The 19,997-nt window shown below is 39.2% G+C and carries 21 protein-coding genes; 9 read left to right on the forward strand and 12 right to left on the reverse strand.

Annotated elements, in window-relative coordinates:
- The first annotated feature begins 15 nt into the window (after nt 1-15).
- On the forward strand, nt 16-567 hold the full coding sequence (locus RMA95_RS00705; protein WP_311069311.1) for a tetratricopeptide repeat protein: 552 nt from the start codon (nt 16-18) through the stop codon (nt 565-567).
- A gap of 22 nt (nt 568-589) precedes the next feature.
- Here the strand turns inward: RMA95_RS00705 and RMA95_RS00710 are convergent, their stop codons facing one another.
- Nucleotides 590-1,492, reverse strand: coding sequence for an NUDIX domain-containing protein (locus tag RMA95_RS00710; RefSeq protein ID WP_311069312.1), 903 nt, complete (start codon nt 1,490-1,492; stop codon nt 590-592).
- A gap of 136 nt (nt 1,493-1,628) precedes the next feature.
- Here RMA95_RS00710 and hemP point away from each other — a divergent pair, with 136 nt between their 5' ends.
- The gene (hemP, locus tag RMA95_RS00715; protein WP_000993415.1) at nt 1,629-1,799 is read left to right on the forward strand and encodes a hemin uptake protein HemP; all 171 of its coding nucleotides are present in this window, start codon (nt 1,629-1,631) and stop codon (nt 1,797-1,799) included.
- A 65-nt stretch (nt 1,800-1,864) separates the two neighbouring features.
- Here hemP and RMA95_RS00720 read toward each other — a convergent pair whose 3' ends face one another.
- The 4 genes from RMA95_RS00720 to RMA95_RS00735 form a co-directional block, all read right to left on the reverse strand.
- Nucleotides 1,865-3,223, reverse strand: coding sequence for an ATP-binding protein (locus RMA95_RS00720; protein WP_311069313.1), 1,359 nt, complete (start codon nt 3,221-3,223; stop codon nt 1,865-1,867).
- Nucleotides 3,220-3,882 (reverse strand): response regulator transcription factor, encoded by a 663-nt coding sequence (locus RMA95_RS00725; protein WP_263614170.1) that lies wholly within the window; start codon nt 3,880-3,882, stop codon nt 3,220-3,222. The genes RMA95_RS00720 and RMA95_RS00725 overlap by 4 nt, the downstream gene beginning before the upstream one ends.
- 103 nt (nt 3,883-3,985) lie before the next feature.
- Entirely contained in the window at nt 3,986-4,345 is a 360-nt protein-coding gene (locus tag RMA95_RS00730; RefSeq protein WP_263614171.1) for a NirD/YgiW/YdeI family stress tolerance protein, read from the reverse strand.
- Nucleotides 4,346-4,420: 75 nt separating this feature from the next.
- Nucleotides 4,421-6,178 (reverse strand): GspE/PulE family protein, encoded by a 1,758-nt coding sequence (locus RMA95_RS00735; RefSeq protein ID WP_019457134.1) that lies wholly within the window; start codon nt 6,176-6,178, stop codon nt 4,421-4,423.
- A 288-nt stretch (nt 6,179-6,466) separates the two neighbouring features.
- On the opposite strand from RMA95_RS00735, the gene RMA95_RS00740 reads away from it, so the two are divergent.
- Nucleotides 6,467-7,735, forward strand: a complete 1,269-nt coding sequence (locus RMA95_RS00740; RefSeq protein ID WP_311069314.1) for a DUF4010 domain-containing protein — start codon at nt 6,467-6,469, stop codon at nt 7,733-7,735.
- A 9-nt stretch (nt 7,736-7,744) separates the two neighbouring features.
- Here RMA95_RS00740 and tsaA read toward each other — a convergent pair whose 3' ends face one another.
- Complete coding sequence (tsaA, locus tag RMA95_RS00745; protein WP_311069503.1) at nt 7,745-8,473, reverse strand: tRNA (N6-threonylcarbamoyladenosine(37)-N6)-methyltransferase TrmO; 729 nt, start codon at nt 8,471-8,473, stop codon at nt 7,745-7,747.
- A 104-nt stretch (nt 8,474-8,577) separates the two neighbouring features.
- Here tsaA and RMA95_RS00750 point away from each other — a divergent pair, with 104 nt between their 5' ends.
- Nucleotides 8,578-9,357 carry a ferredoxin--NADP reductase gene (locus RMA95_RS00750; RefSeq protein WP_002118187.1) on the forward strand — a complete coding sequence of 260 codons (780 nt, stop codon included), beginning with the start codon at nt 8,578-8,580 and terminating at the stop codon, nt 9,355-9,357.
- 54 nt (nt 9,358-9,411) lie between these two features.
- On the opposite strand, the gene RMA95_RS00755 is transcribed toward RMA95_RS00750, so the two are convergent.
- Nucleotides 9,412-10,281: a PhzF family phenazine biosynthesis protein gene (locus RMA95_RS00755; protein ID WP_282496348.1), complete on the reverse strand. Its 870-nt coding sequence runs from the start codon at nt 10,279-10,281 to the stop codon at nt 9,412-9,414.
- A 229-nt stretch (nt 10,282-10,510) separates the two neighbouring features.
- Between RMA95_RS00755 and RMA95_RS00760 the strand changes: the two genes are divergently transcribed.
- The 4 genes from RMA95_RS00760 to abeS all read left to right on the forward strand — a co-directional run bounded on the left by RMA95_RS00760 (nt 10,511) and on the right by abeS (nt 14,235).
- Nucleotides 10,511-11,977 (forward strand): PLP-dependent aminotransferase family protein, encoded by a 1,467-nt coding sequence (locus tag RMA95_RS00760; protein ID WP_311069504.1) that lies wholly within the window; start codon nt 10,511-10,513, stop codon nt 11,975-11,977.
- Between the two features lie 56 nt (nt 11,978-12,033).
- Entirely contained in the window at nt 12,034-13,404 is a 1,371-nt protein-coding gene (gene yegQ / locus RMA95_RS00765; RefSeq protein WP_311069315.1) for a tRNA 5-hydroxyuridine modification protein YegQ, read from the forward strand.
- Between the two features lie 2 nt (nt 13,405-13,406).
- Entirely contained in the window at nt 13,407-13,670 is a 264-nt protein-coding gene (locus RMA95_RS00770) for a YfhL family 4Fe-4S dicluster ferredoxin (RefSeq protein ID WP_311069316.1), read from the forward strand.
- A gap of 235 nt (nt 13,671-13,905) precedes the next feature.
- Nucleotides 13,906-14,235 carry a multidrug efflux SMR transporter AbeS gene (gene abeS, locus RMA95_RS00775; protein ID WP_133746998.1) on the forward strand — a complete coding sequence of 110 codons (330 nt, stop codon included), beginning with the start codon at nt 13,906-13,908 and terminating at the stop codon, nt 14,233-14,235.
- A gap of 74 nt (nt 14,236-14,309) precedes the next feature.
- Here abeS and RMA95_RS00780 read toward each other — a convergent pair whose 3' ends face one another.
- From RMA95_RS00780 to RMA95_RS00800, 5 genes are all read right to left on the reverse strand, one after another.
- Nucleotides 14,310-15,086, reverse strand: coding sequence for an ATP-binding cassette domain-containing protein (locus RMA95_RS00780; RefSeq protein ID WP_311069317.1), 777 nt, complete (start codon nt 15,084-15,086; stop codon nt 14,310-14,312).
- Between the two features lie 9 nt (nt 15,087-15,095).
- Nucleotides 15,096-15,809, reverse strand: a complete 714-nt coding sequence (locus RMA95_RS00785) for an ABC transporter permease (RefSeq protein WP_019457142.1) — start codon at nt 15,807-15,809, stop codon at nt 15,096-15,098.
- Nucleotides 15,806-16,495, reverse strand: coding sequence for an ABC transporter permease (locus RMA95_RS00790; protein WP_004700487.1), 690 nt, complete (start codon nt 16,493-16,495; stop codon nt 15,806-15,808). Before RMA95_RS00790 ends, RMA95_RS00785 begins: the two co-directional genes overlap by 4 nt.
- Before the next feature lie 91 nt (nt 16,496-16,586).
- Nucleotides 16,587-17,372 carry an ABC transporter substrate-binding protein gene (locus RMA95_RS00795; protein WP_002049251.1) on the reverse strand — a complete coding sequence of 262 codons (786 nt, stop codon included), beginning with the start codon at nt 17,370-17,372 and terminating at the stop codon, nt 16,587-16,589.
- A gap of 177 nt (nt 17,373-17,549) precedes the next feature.
- Nucleotides 17,550-18,578, reverse strand: coding sequence for a LysR family transcriptional regulator (locus tag RMA95_RS00800; RefSeq protein WP_311069318.1), 1,029 nt, complete (start codon nt 18,576-18,578; stop codon nt 17,550-17,552).
- 197 nt (nt 18,579-18,775) lie between these two features.
- On the opposite strand from RMA95_RS00800, the gene adeF reads away from it, so the two are divergent.
- On the forward strand, nt 18,776-19,996 hold the full coding sequence (adeF, locus tag RMA95_RS00805) for a multidrug efflux RND transporter periplasmic adaptor subunit AdeF (protein ID WP_311069319.1): 1,221 nt from the start codon (nt 18,776-18,778) through the stop codon (nt 19,994-19,996).
- Nucleotide 19,997: the final 1 nt, after the last annotated feature.

A 19,997-nucleotide genomic window follows, 5' to 3' on the forward strand; every position in this document is an offset into this window, starting at 1 on the left:
GACAGGAAACAGGATATGTTAAAGAAAGGTGTTTTTTATATTGGTGCTGTACTTATGGTCGGCTGTACAACTTTACCGGATCATTCAGCTCCAAAAGAGAAAACACCGCCTGTTACCGAGAAAAAGAATACTGAGACGCCGTCTGGTGTAAAAATTACACCTTATGATCATCCAGATATTCAACGTAAAAGTTTACAAGTGATTGTTCCTCAGCAGAAAAAGTCCCAACGCTTTAATGATGATGGAAGCCAATTACCTGCTTTTAAAACGTTAATGCAAAAAACTGAGCAAGCTTACAAAAACCAGCAATGGTCGGAGGCTGAGCGCTATGCCCTTCAAGCGCAGCGTTTAGCACCACAGGCGGCTGAGACTTATTTATTTCTTGCACTCACGGCAAATCATAAACAGCAATATGCTAATGCTGAGTCTCTTGCTAGACGTGGTTTAAGCTTTGCTCAGAGCCAAGCAATGAAAAAACAGCTTTGGCTAACCATTTTAAAAGCTGGGCAACAGCGGAATAACCAAAAAACTGTTCAGGAAGCACAGCAAGCATTAAAAGCGCTCTAGCTTTTAATGCTTTTATGTCTTATTAAAAATTACGAATACCTGCCAAGCCATACGCACCATGTTGTTGTGCTGTGGCTAAATCATCAGGACTCACGCCTCCCAAAGCAAATACGGGAATCTGGCATTTCTCAATCAAGTCAGTTAAACGATCCCACCCTAATGCGCTCGCATCTGGATGGGTCTCTGTTACTTTGACAGGACTTACAAAAACAGCATCACAGCCTATTTGCTGAGCATGCTGTAAAGAAACTGCATCGTGGCAAGCGGCAATAAAACGTACTCCCACCTCTAAGTCACCTTTATGCAAACTCATTAATTGAGACTGCTTAAGATGAACCGTTTTTATATGATTTTTTAACTCAGGTTTTAGCTTGTGCCAAACATCGATATTTATGATTAATTTTGAAAGCTGATCTGTATCTAAAAGAGCTAATTTTTCTAGATCTGCCTGATCAAAACTATCTTTTTCACCACGCCAATACACTAAAGTGTCCTTATTTTCGGCGGATGTCAGCATAGAGCTAATTTTAATAAAATGCGGCCAATATAATCTTTTAATAATCTCTTTATTGGCTTTCGGGAAGTTTAATTGAAGTAGCTGTTCACGTGTGTACCATGTCCAAGGCTGATGAATAAGATTTAATAATTCATCAGGTACATAGCTATGAAACAAATGAAGGTTGACGATAATGTCATCATATTCATGGTGAATATAATCAAATTGATGCCAATCTTTTAAACCAATGCCGACTTCTTCATAAATTTCACGGCGACAAGCTTCTTCTGGTGTTTCACCCTGCTCAACCTTTCCTCCAGGAAACTCATGCTTTCCACCTTGATGCTGCTGCTCCCCACGCCATCCAACTAATATTTTCCCACGATGAATTAAGATAGCTATTGCAACATCGACGATCGGTTTAGGCATTTTTCTACTCACTCAAGTTTTTCACAAGTGTAAGCAAATTTTATCAATTTATAAATTCTTTAAAATCTCATTGACAGATCTATTCGATAATGATTATCATTTAAATCGTTCAAGAATATACCACGGAGCACAACAAATGAACGCACCTTTTAGCTTATTTACTCGTAACACTGACTCAGCTCATGCCTTACCAATGCTGCATTCTAACAACCTATTTGCATTAGGTCGTGAAATTCGAATTATGCATGCTGGCGAGGAATATCGTTTACGCCTTACACGCAATAACCGTCTCATTTTAACTAAATAAGAACGATCCTCGCGTTTCAATAATATTCGTGGGAAAACAAAAAATGGATAGCATGGGCAACCATGCTATTTTTGTATTTCATGATTAAAAGGCAATGTCACTTCAACTTTTAAACCACCTTGGCTTGCATGCATAAATTGCAGTTCTCCACCATGGAGTTGAATAATTTTTTTAGTAATTGACAACCCTAGTCCTGAGCCTTGCTGCTGTGTACCTAATACACGAAAAAAACGCTGTCCTAGACGTCTTAAAACCTCATCATCTACACCATTTCCAGTGTCTTCTATAGAAATTTTCAGTTGTTGCTGGAACTGACTGAGTTCAACATGAATAAATCCCAAAGTAGGACTATAGCGAATAGCATTATCAAATAGATTTCTAAAAGCAATAAACAGTAATTCTTCGTTCGCCAACATTTTAGTTTCATTTGACAAAATATTTGTCTCAATCACCATTTGTTTGGCTTGTGCATCAATATTTACAGTTTCAACTACTCGAGCCAATACATGGTTTAAATCAATCACACTCTTAAAAAGATCGGGCTGCTCTGTTTCATTAGGCTCCAAACGTGCCAGAAGGAGTAAATTTTCAAGAATTTTTGTACTTCTTGAAACGTCTTCTTGGATGCGTTCAAAGTCTTGATCAAGTTCTGGAACATGCTGATATTTACGTTGTAAAACTTGAAGCCGCATTTGTATGGCAGATAAAGGTGAACGTAACTCATGTGATGCATCTGCGGTAAAGCGCTGTTCGGCAACAAGTGCTCTTTGAAGTCTTGCAAGTAACTGATTTAAAGCATCTATGACCGGTTGAATTTCTGTAATGACATCTGGATCTTGAATAGGCTCTAAATTTGATGCAGTTTTTTGAGCGATACGTTTAGAGAGTAGATTGAGAGCTGCCAATTGTTGTTCGGTACGCCAACTTACAATCACCCATTGTAATAACCAGAACAAAACCATAAGACCGCTATATCCAGCAAGAGCTTTAAGTACCTCTTCTACACGAGTACTCATGGGCTGAAAGACTTCAACTTGCAGCTCTGAATCTTTTTGTTGTGTGGCCAGACTACGCCATAACTGACCATCAAACCAAAAGTATGAAAAACCTTTTGATAAGTTGCCTTGTTCAAAAAGTTCGTGTTGATAGGTATGAGAATGAGTAAGCAATTGACCAGAGTTTAATAATTCATATTGAATATCAAATTCATCACTGAGCTCGTCAAACTGTTTCATAGAATGTTTAGAGAGATCAGAAACCAGCAAGGTATCTGAAATTTCATCCATGATTTCATCTTGCACTGACATATTGTGATAAATCGAAAATATGGTGAGTAAGCTTAAAGCGAGCAGCCCCACCACGATGCTGCTCCACATGGTGGTTTTAACCAGTTGGGACTGCAAAGAGGAACGATTCGGTTTCATTTTAAATCTCCCATACGGTAGCCTAGTCCCCGTATGGTTTTAATACTGCTACTTCCGATTTTTTTTCGAAGTTGATAAATAAAAACTTCTATTGCATTACTTTCAATCTCGTCACCCCATGCGTAGAGCGCTTCTTCTAATTGATCACGAGTAATAATATGTTCAGGATGAACCATCAGCTTGCGTAAGATTTGGAACTCTTTTGCTGTTAAATCGATCGAATTGCCAGCAAATAATACAACTTTCGCTTGAGTATCGAGGTGTAAATCTCCCCATGTTAAAACCGATTGCTGACTCAAGGTTTGTTTGCGTAATTGAGCTCGGATACGGGCAGATAACTCTTCTAAGCTAAAAGGTTTAACCAAGTAGTCATTTGCACCTAAATCTAGCCCCTCTACTCGGTCCTGAATACTGTCACGCGCTGTAATAAAAATGACAGGTACATTTTTTTGTTTATAACGGATTGTTGTTAAGACCTTTTCACCCGCGAGTTGTGGTAGGCCTCGATCAAGCAAAATACAGTCATAGTCATGCTGCTCAATGGCAGTCAGAGCATAGTCACCTCTTTCAACCCAATCGACTTGATAACCGTCTAATTCTAACCAAGATTGAATACTTTCCGCTTGAGAGCGATCATCTTCTGCAAGCAAAATTCTCATCTATTTTTCCTATTATATTCTGACCTGATCTTGCCAAGCCTTTATTAAAAAAGCAAAGCCGCATCATTTGTGCGGCTATAAATCGTATAAGTAAAATCCAATGTTAGAACTGGACTTGTTCTACATCAATTTCTACACGTTTTAACGGTTTAAGGTCTATATCAACTTCACCCACCAGACCAATATTAGTTGTTGGGGAAATAGGATGACCTTGCCAAAGTTCATCATCTACATCAATGGTAATAGTGCCCGTTTTATCACGGAACTGATATTTTTCATCCCCTAAAGATTTCACCACTTGTCCATGCAGCTTTACAGGCGTATTGTCTTTTGCTGTTAAAGCTTGCTTAACAGTCGTTACGGTTGCTGGAGTAATTGCTGCATGGTTCAAAGGTATATTTGCCATAACCATGCCAGCAGTTGCCAAACCAGCAGTCATCAAGATCACTTTAAATATTTTCATAAAATCACCTATTTGATTACATCTTGGTATGACATAAGTACAACAAGCATAGATGAGGTGAATCTTAAGAAAAATTTAATTTAACGGTACAACGCGTAACACCTCTTCTAAAGTGGTAAGCCCTTCTATGACTTTATGCGCTCCAGCAATTCTCAAAGGCTCTACACTTTCTTTTTTAGTTTGGCTTCTTAATTCATTTAATGTCGCATGACTACCAATCAGATGCTTAAGCTCAAGACTAACAGGCATAAACTCATAAATACCCACTCGCCCCTTATAACCAGTATGTCGGCATTGTTCACACCCTACGGCTTGATAAACTTTTTCGGGCATTTCCATAATGTAGTCAAATGTTAGGTGTTGCCATTCATCTTCATTAATATGAGTCTGTTGCTTACAGTGCGGACAAAGCTGTCGCACTAAACGCTGTGCCAATACACCTAAAATAGTCGCTGCTGTTAAAAAGGGTTGCACGCCCAAATCGTGTAAACGAGTCAAACTAGACGGTGCATCATTGGTATGTAAAGTTGATAATACCAAATGACCAGTGAGTGCCGCCTGAATAGCCATATTTGCAGTGTCTTGGTCACGAATTTCCCCAATCATAATAATGTCGGGGTCTTGACGCATTAAAGCACGCACGCCATCAGCAAAACCTAGATCAATTGCATTATTGACCTGCATTTGGTTAAAACTAGGCTCTAGCATTTCAATCGGGTCTTCAATGGTACAGACATTAACCTGGTCAGTTGCGAGCTGCTTTAAAGAAGAATATAACGTTGTGGTTTTACCAGAACCTGTTGGCCCAGTAACCAAAATAATGCCGTGACTATTTTGTGTTATGCGCTGCCATTGTTGTAATAAAGACTGATCAAAACCCAGTTGCTGAAAAGAACGTACCAATACATCTGGATCAAAAATACGCATAACCAGTTTTTCACCAAACGCTGTTGGTAAGGTCGATAAACGGAGTTCAGTTTCTTGACCTTTCGGTGTCCGTGTTTTTAAGCGACCATCTTGCGGTTTACGCTTTTCCGCAACATTTAACCGCCCTAAAATTTTAATTCGGGAAATCACGGCGGTCAGTGTATTTGAAGGCATGTTATAAATGGTGTGTAAAACGCCATCTATACGAAACCGAACTTTACCATTGTCTTTGCGTGGTTCCATGTGAATGTCACTGGCGCTTTGTTCAAACGCAAACTGTAAAATCCAGTCAACCAATTTTACAATGTGTTGATCATTGGCATCAGGGTTTTGGCTATCTCCAAGTTGTAAAAGTGCTTCTACCCCTTTGTTATCACGGTCATGCGCAGCATCTTTCTGAGCTGAGTTTACTGCCCGGCTAACCTGATAATACTCTCGTAAATAACGTTGCAACTGTTCGGGATTAAGCAGTACCCGTTCAATTTTTTTCGGTGCCAAACTTCGTTCCAAATTGTTTAACCAATCTATTTTAAAAGGCTGGTCGGTACCAATCACAATTCGGTCCGCATGGACTTCTACAGCTAAAATATGATTACGAATCGCAAACTCTTGTGACATGACTTGAGTTAAAGCGCTGACATCCGCCTTTAAAGGATCAATCACAAATAAAGGTAATTGTGCTCGATCGGCAAACCATTGGCACAGACGGTTTAAACTTAAATGCGCTTGTACATGGTGTTGGTCTTTTAAATTAAAATGTGCAATCCACTGTAATGGATGCCATTTCAGTTGATCTTTTTGTCTATTTGTCGTTTGTACTAGTAATTTGTCACGCTCAGTAATACGACCTTCTTGTAATAATTGTTCTAGACACCAATGTGCGTCTATTTCTACATGTGCATTCATGTGTTATCCCCAATATATTTTTATAATATAGCAGAGATGTTTTAGATTTAACTGGTATGAAAATTTCCAAATTTAGCTTTTAAATATCTTTTAACTTCAATTATTTAAACCAATTCTCAACTTGGTATTTTTTTGTGTCCTAGATCATGTTTATAAAAATATTTATTGTGAGAGTTTGACTAAAAAAGAGACTAGGCTCAATACAATAAAAAGCATAAACTGGACATGAATATATGATTTAAAAATGATTAACTTCTGTATATAACAATAAACCAAAGAGGAAGTATTATGAATCTTCCAATGACAATGTCATTACAAACCACATCTTTTGAAGAATTTATTACTATCATTGCTGCTGCATTAGGCTGCGGGTTATTAATTGGTCTGGAACGTGAAAGAAGCAAGCTCAAACATGAATATAAAACTTTTGCAGGTTTTCGTTCTTTTGCAATTAGTTCCCTACTCGGTGCAATCTGTTTTTTATTTGGTACTGAAATTGGAATAGTTGGCGCTCTACTTATTGGCGCAATCAGTATTGTCTCTCTTAAAAATCAGCCGAATGACCCCGGTGTGACTACAGAACTCGCTTTTATTATGACTTACTTTATAGGAGCGCTTTGTATTTGGAATATTTCATTAGCTGCGGGTCTCGCCGTCATCATGACAATTATTTTATTAGCAAAACAATCGATGCATGGTATTGCCAGTCAGTGGATTACCGAATCGGAATTGCGTGACGGGATTTTTTTACTGGCATTACTTTTAATTGCCTTACCGTTAGTCCCCAATAAACCATTTTGGGGTCCAGTTTTAAACCCACATGTCATTTTAAAATTACTGACTTTGATTTTATTTGTGCAAGCTCTCGCACATATTGCAAAACGGCTTTTGTCATCTAAAAATGCTTTATTACTCTCTTCTTTAGCCTCTGGTTTCGTTTCAAGTACAGCCACTATCGCAAGTCTAGGTTTAGAAGTCCGTTCTGGTCGTGCAAATGCAAAAACAAATGCAGGTGCAGCATTGATGTCATGTGTTTCCACACTCATTCAGACCTTAATTATTGTGATTGGAATTAGCTTAGCATGGTTCAAATTCATTATATTTCCTACACTCATTGCATTGGCTTTTTTAGCAGTGTGGGCTTTTATTTTATTACGTAAAGCAGAACCAAGTACGACTTCACCCGAGCTAGACTCCAGAATGTTCAGCTTAAAAGAAGCGGTCATTATTGCAGGAACACTTACGCTCATTCAGGCAGGTGTTTATGGTCTAAGTCTATATTTAGGAGATGCTGGCTTAATTGCAGGGACCTTACTTGCCTCTTTATTCGAAATACATGCAGCAATTGCAGCAGTGATTGTACAAGGAGAACCGAATAACGCTCATACCTCACTACTCATTGCTTTTATGGGCGGTTTTGCTGTGCATGCGATTGCTAAGAGCATTAACTCAGCTATTTCAGGTGGAATACACTACGCCCTTGCTTTTGTTCCTGCCCAACTGATTCACATAGCAATATTGATTAGCCTGCTATGGATGAACATACATTGGTTTTAAGTCTTACTTTTAAACACACGAAGTATCTTCCACCACATCCATAACTGTAATTACATTATCATTCACTTTAAAATGAATATCAAAATTAGAAAACTTCATTTTATAGACTCGTTCAGGGTCTTCTTGATAGGCAGGCCTTGGGTCTAAAGCCAGTACTTGCTCTAATTCATCCAGATATTGCCCGTTAATTTTTTTATTCTTTAAAAGATATTGCTGGGTAGTGAGTGCACTTTCCGACCAGATGACTTGCTTTCGTTCTGGTTCAGCTTGTGCATAGCCACTTTGAGCATCAACAATGGCATCTGAATATTGAATATAAGGTTTAATATCTAAAATTGGCGTGCCATTTAATAAATCACTGCCAGTAACATACACTCTTAATGACTTACCGACTTTTTCAACCTTTTTTAAACGTACTACAGATAAACCCACAGGCGCTGGACGATACATGCTGCGTGTTGCAAACACACCAATTTTTTCATTACCACCTAATCGTGGTGGGCGAACCTGAGGCCGAAACTTAGTTGCAGTCTCCTGATTTTTATTGTCATGAAACTGCCAGATGAGCCAGAGATGACTAAATTGTTCAATTCCCTCAAAAGCCAATAAGTCATTATAAGGTTCTACCATTTCGATATAAGACTCGATATTGACCAAATTAGGTTGGCGTGGAATACCAAATTTTTCTCGAAAAGGTGAGCACATGTGCCCGACTATTGGAAGGGTGACAGAATTCATCATCACTTTTTCTTATAAACACAATTAAATATATTCAGTTTATCGGGAATGAAATTATATTAGAATAGCTATCTGTTTTCTTTTAATCGTGATCGAGACCTTTAATGGCTGCTTTTAACGTTGAACGCATTACTCATGTGCACCACTGGAATGACACCCTTTTCAGTTTTAAAACTACACGCGACACCAGCTTACGTTTTAAAAATGGTCAGTTCGTAATGATCGGACTTGAAGTGAATGGCAAACCGTTAATGCGTGCATATTCGATTGCAAGTGCGAACTACGAAGAAGAGTTAGAGTTCTTCTCAATTAAAGTACAAGACGGTCCTTTAACTTCGATTTTGCAAAAAGTACAAGTTGGTGACGAAATTTTAGTTTCTAAAAAACCAACAGGTACATTGGTTCATGATGACCTTTTACCAGGTAAAAACTTATACCTTTTATCTTCTGGTACTGGTCTTGCGCCATTCTTATCAATTATTCGTGACCCAGAAACTTACGAACGCTTTGAAAAAGTAATCGTTGTTCATGGTACACGCTATATTTCTGAATTAGCGTATCAAGACCTAATCTTGAACGAATTACCAAACCATGAATTCTTTGAAGAATTAGGTATTAAAGACAAACTTGTTTACTACCCTACTGTTACTCGTGAGCCTTTCCACACGCAAGGCCGTGTAACAACAGCAATTGAAACTGGTGCTTTATTTGAAAAAATCGGTTTACCACGTTTTAACCGTGAAACTGACCGTGCAATGCTTTGCGGTAGCCCTGCATTCTTAAAAGACGTGGCTGCATTACTTGACCAACATGGTTTAGTTGAATCACCTCGTATGGGTGAGATGGGCGATTACGTGATTGAGCGTGCGTTCGTAGAAAAATAAGATTTTTCTAAATAAAAAACCGAGGCTAAGTCCTCGGTTTTTTTATATCTCTTTTTATAAGGTGATACTGCCATCGATACAGGTAACAGCGGTTCCACCCACTAAAATTTTATCTTGATGCAATTCAAGTTTCAGTTGTCCATCACGGCCTAAAGCCTGACCTTGTGAAGAAAACACCACATCATTTTGTGCTGGCAAAATCCTATGGTAACGAATAAAAGACGCCACACTACCATTCCCGCTACCACAAACTGGATCTTCATTTATTCCGCATGAAGGAGCAAATGAACGAACTTCTATATGTTTTTGCTCATCATTATTTTCATAAAAACCAAAAACTGTCGCGCCCGTAACTTTCATTTCTAAATCATGTTGTTTTAAGGCTGCAAAGTCTGGTTGGGTTGCTAAAACAGCTTCAGCATTCACCGCTTGTAATACAATCCAACGTGCACCTACATCAACCAATGTAGCATTCCATTGAGTATTAATTTCACATTTTAAAATTTCTGCTAATTTCTCAGTGTGCATTGCATCTAATGGTGTAATTTTAGGCTTAGGGAGTTCAAATGAAATATGCCCTGAGTCACTCACGGTAAGCGTTACCAAACCCGCAGCACATTGCTGTACAAGCTTATCTTCTTTAGCTGTCACAAGGCCTGCTTCAAGCAAAGCATAGGCAGTACCAATTGTAGGATGTCCTGCAAATGGCAACTCACTTTGCGGAGTAAAAATTCGAACCTGATAATCAGCTTGAGAATCTGTCGCAGGGAGCACAAATGTCGTTTCAGAAAGATTCGTCCAATTCGCAATTTCCTGCATCTGCTCAGACGTTAAGGTACTGGCGTCCATAATGACTGCGACAGGATTACCTTTAAATGCTTGTGAAGTAAAAACATCAACTTGTTTAAATGCAACAACAGACATAGACCACTCCTACTGATTTTGTAATTAAAAATTATGGTTTTAAATCCTCACCATTTTTTGATCTTACTGTTTTATTTTTAATGGTCACAGTATCAGTTAAGATGAAAAATAATAGACACAGTTTCTAATTTCAAATTATGAATAAACCGACCAATCTAAAGCAATCACAATATTTGAGTTAAATAAAAGATCACGATAAAGTGTATCCATTGCTTTGGCTTTTTAATGAATTGACATGTACAAATATAAAAAAGTGAGTGATGACCTAACCCTTCAAATTCAGAATGGCAGGCAGCCTATTGGTTCACGCTTACCATCAATTCGCGACTGCGCAAATCATTATCAGGTCAGCATTAACACCGTAAAAGAAGCTTATCGTCAGCTTGAAGACCAAGGTTTAATTTCAGTTCGTCCACAGTCTGGTTACTATGTTTGCCATGCACCTTCAAACTTACTAGAACTCGAAGAACGTTATGTCAGTGAAGAAAAAGTATCTCTTTCAGGAATTAGCTGTTTTCTCGCACAAATTGTTAAAAAACAGATGGACCCCGACTATGTCAATTTGGCCTTAGCTTGCCCTACCGGTGAAAACTTCTATCCAATTGAACGCTTAAAACGCTTAACTGCTCAAGTTTTACGGACACAACCAGATATTTTTAAAAACTATACTTTACCGCCCGGCTCTATACGTTTACGTACTCAAATTGCGAGGCGAAGTTTACAGCTTGGTATGTTTCTTTCAGCAGATGATATTGTACTCACTCATGGCACGATGGAGGCTTTAAGTCTCGCGATTATGGCAACCACACAAGCAGGTGACAGCATTGCTCTTGAGATTCCTACTTTTCATAATTTGTACCCGCTTCTTCATAATTTAGGCCGAAAAATCGTAGAAGTGCCGACTTCGCCGCATACAGGTATGTGCCTTGATGCTCTTGAAGAACTGTTAAAATCTAAAAGTGTAAAAGCTATATTAACCATTCCAACAGGTCATAATCCTCTGGGTTTTAGCATGCCTGAAAGTAACCGTCGTCGCTTGGCAGAGTTAGCTAATCAGTTTCAAGTTCCTGTCATTGAAGATGCGATGTACGCCGAATTGCAACTGACAGAACCGCTTTTACCCAACATTAAGGCGCGTGATCAAAATGGATGGGTTTTGGTGTGTGGTAGCTATACAAAAACCGTAGCACCCGACTATCGAATTGGTTGGCTAGAAGCTGGGCGCTTTCGTAATATTGTGCAGCAACTTAAATTTACGACCACTGTTGCTGAACCGGCTTTGCTCACGGAAACTTTAGGACTTTTCTTAGATAATGGCGGATATGATCTACATTTACGACAGCTCAAAAAACGCTATCAACAGCAAATCGATACCATCAAATCTTATATTTGCCGTTATTTTCCAGTCGGTACTCGAGTCAGTCGACCGCAAGCAGGATTTATTTTATGGTTAGAACTACCCGAATCAATAGATACATTAGAACTATTTCACCAAGCAATGGATGAAAAAATCTTATGTATGCCGGGAATTTTGTGTTCAGCTGATAAACGATTTAGTCATTGTTTACGTATTGCAGCTTGTTTTGAGCTAAATCCCAAAATGTTAAATGCCTTGATGCGCTTAGGAGAGCTAGCAAAAAATATGCTACCCGCGCAAAAGGATAATGATCAAATCCCTACTAATTCAGTAGGTTGAATCCAAAATATAGAGTTAATAAAATAAAACCATATATTTTTTATGCCTTTTATTTCATGAAAACTGAACTCCTCTCTCCCGCTGGTTCACTAAAAAACATGCGCTATGCTTTTGCCTATGGTGCAGATGCCGTATATGCAGGCCAACCACGTTATAGTTTACGCGTGCGTAATAATGCTTTTGATCATGACAACTTAAAAATCGGAATTGATGAAGCTCATGCTTTAGGTAAAAAGTTTTATGTTGTGGTGAATATTCAGCCTCATAACAGCAAATTAAAGAACTTTATTCGTGACCTTGAACCGATTGTAGCGATGCAGCCAGATGCACTTATTATGTCTGATCCGGGTTTAATTATGATGGTTAGAGAGCATTTTCCTGATGTACAAATTCATCTATCTGTTCAAGCCAACGCCATTAACTGGGCCACTGTTAAATTTTGGAAAGATTACGGTTTAAGCCGTGTCATTTTATCGCGTGAGTTATCTTTAGAAGAAATAGAAGAAATCCAGCAACACGTACCAGGTATTGAACTCGAAGTTTTTGTACATGGCGCACTATGCATGGCTTACTCAGGCCGTTGCCTACTTTCTGGTTATATGAATAAACGTGATGCTAACCAAGGTGCTTGTACCAATGCTTGCCGTTGGGACTATAAGTTGCATGAAGCTCAAGAAGATGTGAACGGCGATGTGATTCCAGTCACTCAGCTCAACACCTCAGAAAAATCTTGCTGCTCATCAGTACAATCAGAAACAACCTCCACTCAAACTTTGCTTGTACAACGTAATGATGAAGAAATGTTTGCTGCTGAAGAAGATGAACACGGCACCTATTTTATGAACTCCAAAGATTTACGTGCGGTACAGCATGTAGACCATTTAACCAAAATGGGCATCGCCTCACTGAAAATTGAAGGCCGTACTAAATCCTATTTTTATTGTGCCCGTACTGCTCAAATTTATCGAAAAGCCATTGATGATGCTTTAGCAGGTAAACCTTTTGACCCAAGCTTAATGTCTCAGCTTGAAGGGTTGGCAAATCGCGGTTATACCGAAGGCTTTTTGAGACGTCATGTACATAGCGACTATCAAAACTATGCTGACGGATCATCACATTTTGACTATCAACAATTTTGCGGCGAGGTTTTAGAACGTCACGGTGATTATATTCGCATTGAAGTTAAAAACCGTTTTATGGTTGGCGACTCACTAGAACTCATGACACCTCAAGGCAATCTCACCTTTACCTTAACCGAAATGCGCGATTTAAAAGGGAACCCAATTACAGATGCTAAAGGTTCGGGGCATTTTGTTGAAATTCCGCTCTCACAAGATGTTGATATCAGTTATGCCCTTCTCGTACGCAATTTGCCGCATGCGAAAGAAAGTATTACTGCATCGACATTGGCTTATTCAGCGAGTTAAACATGGCACTTTTGATTACGAGTGACTGCATTAACTGTGATATGTGCTTACCTGAATGCCCCAACATTGCTATTTTTGAAGGGAAGAAAGTTTATGAAATTGATCCACTTCGTTGTACCGAGTGTGTAGGCTTTTACGATGCGCCTACATGTAAGGCGGTTTGTCCAATCGATTGCATAAAACCAGACCCTGCGCATATTGAAAATAAAGAGCAACTTCTAGAGAAATTTAAAGGGTTAAATTTACTCGGCGAACCTATTTCTTAAAAACACTATCGAGGATCAGGCTAAAGTTACTGATCCTCTTAAATGACTATGCAGATCAATGATTAAATAAGTGAATAAATAGCTGAGAACACTTTGCTAGTGATAAAATCAAATGATCAGTTCAGTTTGATTTACTGGTAATTTTGTACCAAAAAAATTAAACAATCGTTAAAACTGCCAAACCATTTCAACATTTCATATAGATTGATTAAAACTCATTCTGGCGCAGCTCACCATGTCTTATCTTTATTTAGCAATTGCGATTGCTTGTGAAGTCATTGCAACTTCAGCTTTAAAAGCATCTCAAGGTTTTACTGTTCCCATTCCGTCCATCATTACGGTTGTGGGCTATGCAATTGCTTTTTATTTACTGTCTCTGACATTAAAAACGATTCCGATCGGAATTGCATACGCCATTTGGTCGGGCGCAGGTATTATTTTAATTTCTGCAATTGGCTGGATATTTTACAAACAGCATTTAGATTTGGCGGCCTGTATTGGTCTTACTTTAATGATTGCAGGTATTATCATTATTAATGTGTTTTCTAAGAATACCAATCTATAAAATATAATTAAAAAAGTAACCGAGTAAGATGAAAATTCTTTTATAAAAATTTCACCTTACTCTGTATAAACAGCTTATTTCAAACTGCCCGTCAAAAATTGCTTTAAACGCTCACTTTTCGGATTGTTGAGTACTTCATCAGGATGGCCCTGTTCCTCAATTTTCCCTTGATGTAAAAAAATCACTTGATTAGACACATGACGTGCAAAGCCCATTTCATGTGTCACCACAATCATGGTACGGCCTTCTTCAGCTAAACTCTGCATAACCTTGAGCACTTCACCCACCAACTCTGGGTCAAGCGCACTGGTTGGTTCATCAAACAACATCACTTCTGGTTCCATTGCCAAAGCACGAGCAATTGCTACCCGTTGCTGCTGACCACCAGATAAAAATGCTGGATATTTACTTTCAACACTTTCAGGTAATCCAACTTTGCGTAGATATTTGCGTGCACGCTCTTCTGCTTCTGCACGCTTTATCCCAAGCACATGAATTGGCCCTTCAATGACATTTTCAAGCACTGTCATGTGAGACCATAAATTAAAGTGTTGAAATACCATCATGAGCTGAGTACGCATTTTTTGTAGTTGCTTTGGATCAACCACTTTTAAATTGCCTTTTTTATCAAAGATTGTGCGTAGTTTTTCACCATTGAGTTTAATGGTGCCATTGCTCGGTTGTTCTAAAAAGTTAATACAACGCAGCAAGGTACTTTTACCCGAACCAGATGAACCGATGATACTAATTACATCACCAGCATTTGCATCAAGCGATATTCCTTTCAGTACTTCATGATCGCCAAATGTTTTGTGTAAATCACGAATCACTAGTTTTGCAACGTGTTCCATTTATGTCTCCTAATGATTCGATGGCTTTAAAAATGCCAACCAACGTTTTTCCAACTTACGAAATATCCAAATCAAAATGAATGCCAAAACTGCATATAACACCGCGGCAATTCCAAAAGCATTGAAAGTGTCATAGGTTGCGGCATTCACATCACGCGCAATCTTTAAAATATCGGGAACTGTTGCAGTAAATGCAATGGTTGTCGCATGCAACATTAAAATGACTTCATTGCCGTAAAACGGTAAAGCACGGCGTAACATCGACGGAATGATAATCCGTGTGTAGAGTTTCCATTTTGACATACCGAACGCTTGAGCAGCTTCAATCTCACCATGTGGAATAGAACGGATCGCTCCAGCGAAGATTTCAGTGGTATATGCACCAGTATTGAGCGCGAATGCCAAAATGGTGCAATTTATGCCCTCTCGAAAGAATGCATCGAGTGCTTGGTGTTCATGGACATAATCAAAGCTATAAATGCCCGAGTAAATAATTAACAATTGGATGTACAGTGGTGTTCCACGAAACACATAAGTAAACAGCCAAACTGGGCCACGTAACCAGTTATTTTCTGATACTCGTGCAAGTGATAAAGGCACGGCAAGCACAAACCCAATACCGATTGAAAGCACCAATAACCAAGCAGTCATCGCGACACCGGTCATTTGTAGGCCATCGGTCCAAAGGTATGCCTTCCAATATTGTTGAAGGATTTCAATCATAATTGCCCCTTCCTTACACCAGCAGAATAACGACGTTCAAGCCACATTAAAATCAGGTTTGATACGGTGGTAATTGCCAAATAAATCGCAGCAGCGACGATGCTGAAAAAGAACAATTGCATGGTACTTCTACCTGCATCTTGCGTAATTTTTACAATGTCAGTTAGGCCAATAATGGAAACCAGTGCGGTCGCTTTAATCAAAACTTGCCAGTTGTTACCAATACCAGGTAATGCAAAACGCATCATTTGAGGGAATAAAACACGTCGAAAAACCTGCCACGGCGTCATCCCATAGGCCATTGCTGCTTCAATTTGTCCCGTTGGAACCGATTGAAATGCACCACGAAAGGTCTCTGTAAAATATGCACCATAAATGAACGCTAAGGTAATCACACCAGCCACGAATGGGTTGATATCAATTTGGTCCATTTGCAGTGCTTCAGTAATTTGGTTTAAACCTAACTGCAAGCTATAAAATAACAGCAGCATAATCACTAAGTCAGGCACACTACGAATGAGCGTGGTATAGCCGGTCGCAATATAACGTAAAGCTTTAATATTAGAGAGTTTTGAACTCGCACCAATTAAGCCAATAATGACAGAAAGCAAGAGTGACAACAGCGCAAGCTGTATGGTCATCCATGTTCCGCTGAGAAGGAGTGGCCCATAGCCAGAAAAAGACATGAATCATCTTCTCCTTAAAAACAATATCTAATATTGATGAGATGAGAATAGATTTAAAAATGTCGGCACTTAGCCGACATTTTTCACATCATTAGTAAATGCTAAAAGAGAAGTATTTTTTCTCTAGTTTCTTGTATGTGCCATCAGCAATGATTGCAGCCAAAGCTTTGTCAATATTCGCTTTCAAATCTGCATCTTCTTTGCGTAAACCAATAGCTGCGCCTACACCTAGTGTTTTGACATCAACTACATTGCCACCAGCAAAACTGAAGTTTTTACCTTTTGGTTGTTTTAAGAAAGCGCCATCAACCATGATTGCATCTTGTAAAGTTGCATCCAAACGACCAGACATCATATCTTGGTAAATCAAGTCTTGAGTTGGATAAGGTACAACACTCACACCTTTTGGAGCCCAATAGGTTTTAGCATATGTTTCTTGAATTGTGCCCTGTTGTACCCCTACACGCTTACCTTTTAATGAAGTAGGTGTTGGCAATAACGGTGAGCCTTTTTTTGCAACCATACGCGTTGGCGTATTGTAGATTTTGCTACTAAATAAAATTTGTTTTGCACGTTCATCAGTCACTGTCATTGATGAAAGAATGCCATCAAATTTTTTCGCTTTAAGTGCCGGAATCATTCCGTCAAAAGAGTTTTCAACCCACACACATTTAGCTTTGAGTTTTGCACAAATTGCATTACCCAAATCAACATCAAAACCAGTTAACTTGCCATCTGGTGTTTTATATTCAAATGGAGCATAAGACGACTCAGTACCAAAACGAATCACCTTCCAATCCTTTGCTTGAACATTCGTTGCAACAGCAGCCAAAACCAAGGTTGTTGAAACGAACATTTTTTTCATAAAGCTTGCCATCTTGAAGCTTCTCCTTAAAATCCAAATAAGGTGATAAAAAAACTTGAGCAATTTCTAAATTACTCTTCTACCGAAATAATTGCAATTTCTATACCAGTAAATTAAGGATTTATGAAACTATCAAAACAGCTGATCGCCTTACCCCATTAAATGTTGAAAAATCACTCAAATTTTAATTTAGTTTTTGAGTGTGTAAGCCTCTGCCATATTTTCATTTTCAACCAATGTCCGAATGGTGTATTCATGGTTATGTTCTTTGGCACTGGCAAATTCACATTTTTGATCTAATGATATTGAACAACCACTCAGCAATGGACAACCTGCAAATAATTCGGCTACCCAATCTACAAATACACGGACTTTAGGCGATAAATGACGGTTTTGTAGATAAACGACTGATATTGGCATAGGCGCAGGTAACCATTCAGTCAACACCTCTCTAAGAGCACCAGACTCTAAATGTTTTGCCACCATATAATATGGACATTGAATTAGGCCAAAACCTTGTACTGCCAAATCAATATATGAATCGCCATCGTTGACTGAAACACGCCCTTTCACACCAACGCTATGAATCTCACCGTTCACCATGAAATCCCAATCGATATTGCGTCCGGTACGGCTGTTAAAATAATGTACCACTTGATGTTTTTGTAAGTCTTCAATGGTTCTTGGTTCGCCATGTTCCATCAAGTAACGTGGCGCAGCTACTGTCACACACTGAATTGTTCCGATACGGCGTGCAACTAAACTTGAATCTTTCAATTGACCAATACGAATGACACAGTCCACCGCATCTTGAACTAAATCGACTGGACGATCACTCATGCCAATCACCAAATCAATATCGGGGTACTTGGCATGAAAATCACACAGCATCGGAATCAGAATCAACCGCCCGATTGAAGCTTTAACATCAATGCGCAGTCGTCCTCGGGGTCCTCGTTCAGAATCATGAAAAGTTGATTCTACGTCTTCGACATCGGCCAAAATTCGCGCGGTCCGTTCATAATAAACCGCGCCATCTGGTGTCAAACTGAGTTTACGGGTGGTACGGTTTAATAAGCGAACTTGTAAATGCTTCTCTAAAGCCTGAATGGTTGTCGTTACAGAAGCACGCGGTAGGCCTAAACTGTCAGCCGCTAAACTGAAACTATTTGTTTCGACAACTTTGTTAAAGACTTTCATCGCATGAAATAGATCCACACGCACACTCCTATCAATGCATTTATTTAATCAAACACATCAATTGTTATAAAAATACGAATAGTGTTATCGAATTTAATATATTTATTCGTGATTGACAAACTTTTATGCTCCGTCCATCCCATAAACCCTGTTTCTCCCATACGGACCAAAACTAAAAGTCTGAAAACAGGTATCCAAATAACTAGGAGCACCTCATGTCATTTTCTCGCAAACAGTTCGCACTGTCTGCCATCTTTGTCGCCATTTTGGCTACAGGGGGCAGTTTTATGTTTTTACATGAAAATGCCGATGCAAAAGCTGCACCGACCAGTGCCCAACAAGCTGCAACTGTTGATATTTCTAATGTCATCAGCAAAACCATTACCGATTGGCAAGAATATTCCGGTCGCTTAGAAGCAATCGATCAAGTCGATATTCGGCCACAGGTTTCAGGTAAACTCATTTCCGTACACTTCAAAGATGGCAGTCTTGTTAAAAAAGGCGATTTACTATTTACCATTGACCCGCGTCCTTTCGAAGCAGAACTCAATCGAGCCAAAGCTCAACTTGCTTCGGCTGAGGCACAAGTAACATATACGGGTTCTAACCTTTCTCGTATTCAACGTTTAATTCAGAGTAATGCTGTTTCTCGCCAAGAGTTAGATTTGGCAGAAAATGATGCACGATCAGCCAATGCTAACCTTCAAGCCGCTAGAGCAGCCGTTCAATCTGCACGTTTAAATCTGGAATACACTCGTATTACTGCACCAGTCAGCGGCCGAATTTCCCGCACCGAAGTAACCGTTGGTAATGTGGTTTCTGCAGGTAACGGCGCACAGGTTTTAACAAGTTTAGTATCAGTATCACGCCTATACGCATCTTTCGATGTTGATGAACAAACTTACCTAAAATACATCAGCAACCAGCGTAACTCAGCACAAGTTCCTGTCTATATGGGACTTGCCAATGAAACAGGTTTTACTCGCGAAGGTACGATCAATTCAATCGACAATAACTTAAATACCACCTCAGGTACGATTCGTGTCCGCGCAACCTTTGACAATCCAAACGGAGTTTTATTGCCGGGTTTATATGCACGCATCCGTTTAGGTGGTGGTCAACCTCGTTCAGCAATTTTGATTAGCCCAACCGCAGTTGGAGTCGATCAAGATAAACGTTTTGTCGTAGTAGTTGATGCGAAAAATCAAACTGCTTACCGCGAAGTAAAACTCGGTGCCCAACAAGATGGCTTGCAAATCGTGAATAGCGGATTACAAGCGGGTGATCGTATTGTGGTAAATGGTTTACAGCGGATTCGTCCGGGTGACCCTGTTACACCTCATCTTGTTCCTATGCCAAATGCGCAAATCACTGCGAGCAGCACTACTCCTCAACCTCAGCCAACAGATAAAACATCAACTCCGGCAAAAGGTTAAT

The organism is Acinetobacter sp. V110_1, from assembly GCF_031798975.1.
GTDB lineage: Bacteria > Pseudomonadota > Gammaproteobacteria > Pseudomonadales > Moraxellaceae > Acinetobacter > Acinetobacter nosocomialis_A.

Bases quoted from the DNA above. Each gene is read 5' to 3' on its own strand.
- RMA95_RS00755 (WP_282496348.1), bottom strand. From the start codon at position 10,281: ATGTCTGTTGTTGCATTTAAACAAGTTGATGTTTTTACTTCACAAGCA.
- RMA95_RS00735 (WP_019457134.1), bottom strand. From the start codon at position 6,178: ATGAATGCACATGTAGAAATAGACGCACATTGGTGTCTAGAACAATTA.
- RMA95_RS00710 (WP_311069312.1), bottom strand. From the start codon at position 1,492: ATGCCTAAACCGATCGTCGATGTTGCAATAGCTATCTTAATTCATCGT.
- RMA95_RS00785 (WP_019457142.1), bottom strand. From the start codon at position 15,809: ATGATTGAAATCCTTCAACAATATTGGAAGGCATACCTTTGGACCGAT.
- hemP (WP_000993415.1), top strand. From the start codon at position 1,629: ATGAACGCACCTTTTAGCTTATTTACTCGTAACACTGACTCAGCTCAT.
- RMA95_RS00790 (WP_004700487.1), bottom strand. From the start codon at position 16,495: ATGTCTTTTTCTGGCTATGGGCCACTCCTTCTCAGCGGAACATGGATG.
- yegQ (WP_311069315.1), top strand. From the start codon at position 12,034: ATGAAAACTGAACTCCTCTCTCCCGCTGGTTCACTAAAAAACATGCGC.
- RMA95_RS00720 (WP_311069313.1), bottom strand. From the start codon at position 3,223: ATGAAACCGAATCGTTCCTCTTTGCAGTCCCAACTGGTTAAAACCACC.
- RMA95_RS00705 (WP_311069311.1), top strand. From the start codon at position 16: ATGTTAAAGAAAGGTGTTTTTTATATTGGTGCTGTACTTATGGTCGGC.
- RMA95_RS00730 (WP_263614171.1), bottom strand. From the start codon at position 4,345: ATGAAAATATTTAAAGTGATCTTGATGACTGCTGGTTTGGCAACTGCT.
- tsaA (WP_311069503.1), bottom strand. From the start codon at position 8,473: ATGAATTCTGTCACCCTTCCAATAGTCGGGCACATGTGCTCACCTTTT.
- RMA95_RS00795 (WP_002049251.1), bottom strand. From the start codon at position 17,372: ATGGCAAGCTTTATGAAAAAAATGTTCGTTTCAACAACCTTGGTTTTG.
- adeF (WP_311069319.1), top strand. From the start codon at position 18,776: ATGTCATTTTCTCGCAAACAGTTCGCACTGTCTGCCATCTTTGTCGCC.
- abeS (WP_133746998.1), top strand. From the start codon at position 13,906: ATGTCTTATCTTTATTTAGCAATTGCGATTGCTTGTGAAGTCATTGCA.
- RMA95_RS00770 (WP_311069316.1), top strand. From the start codon at position 13,407: ATGGCACTTTTGATTACGAGTGACTGCATTAACTGTGATATGTGCTTA.
- RMA95_RS00725 (WP_263614170.1), bottom strand. From the start codon at position 3,882: ATGAGAATTTTGCTTGCAGAAGATGATCGCTCTCAAGCGGAAAGTATT.
- RMA95_RS00780 (WP_311069317.1), bottom strand. From the start codon at position 15,086: ATGGAACACGTTGCAAAACTAGTGATTCGTGATTTACACAAAACATTT.
- RMA95_RS00740 (WP_311069314.1), top strand. From the start codon at position 6,467: ATGAATCTTCCAATGACAATGTCATTACAAACCACATCTTTTGAAGAA.
- RMA95_RS00750 (WP_002118187.1), top strand. From the start codon at position 8,578: ATGGCTGCTTTTAACGTTGAACGCATTACTCATGTGCACCACTGGAAT.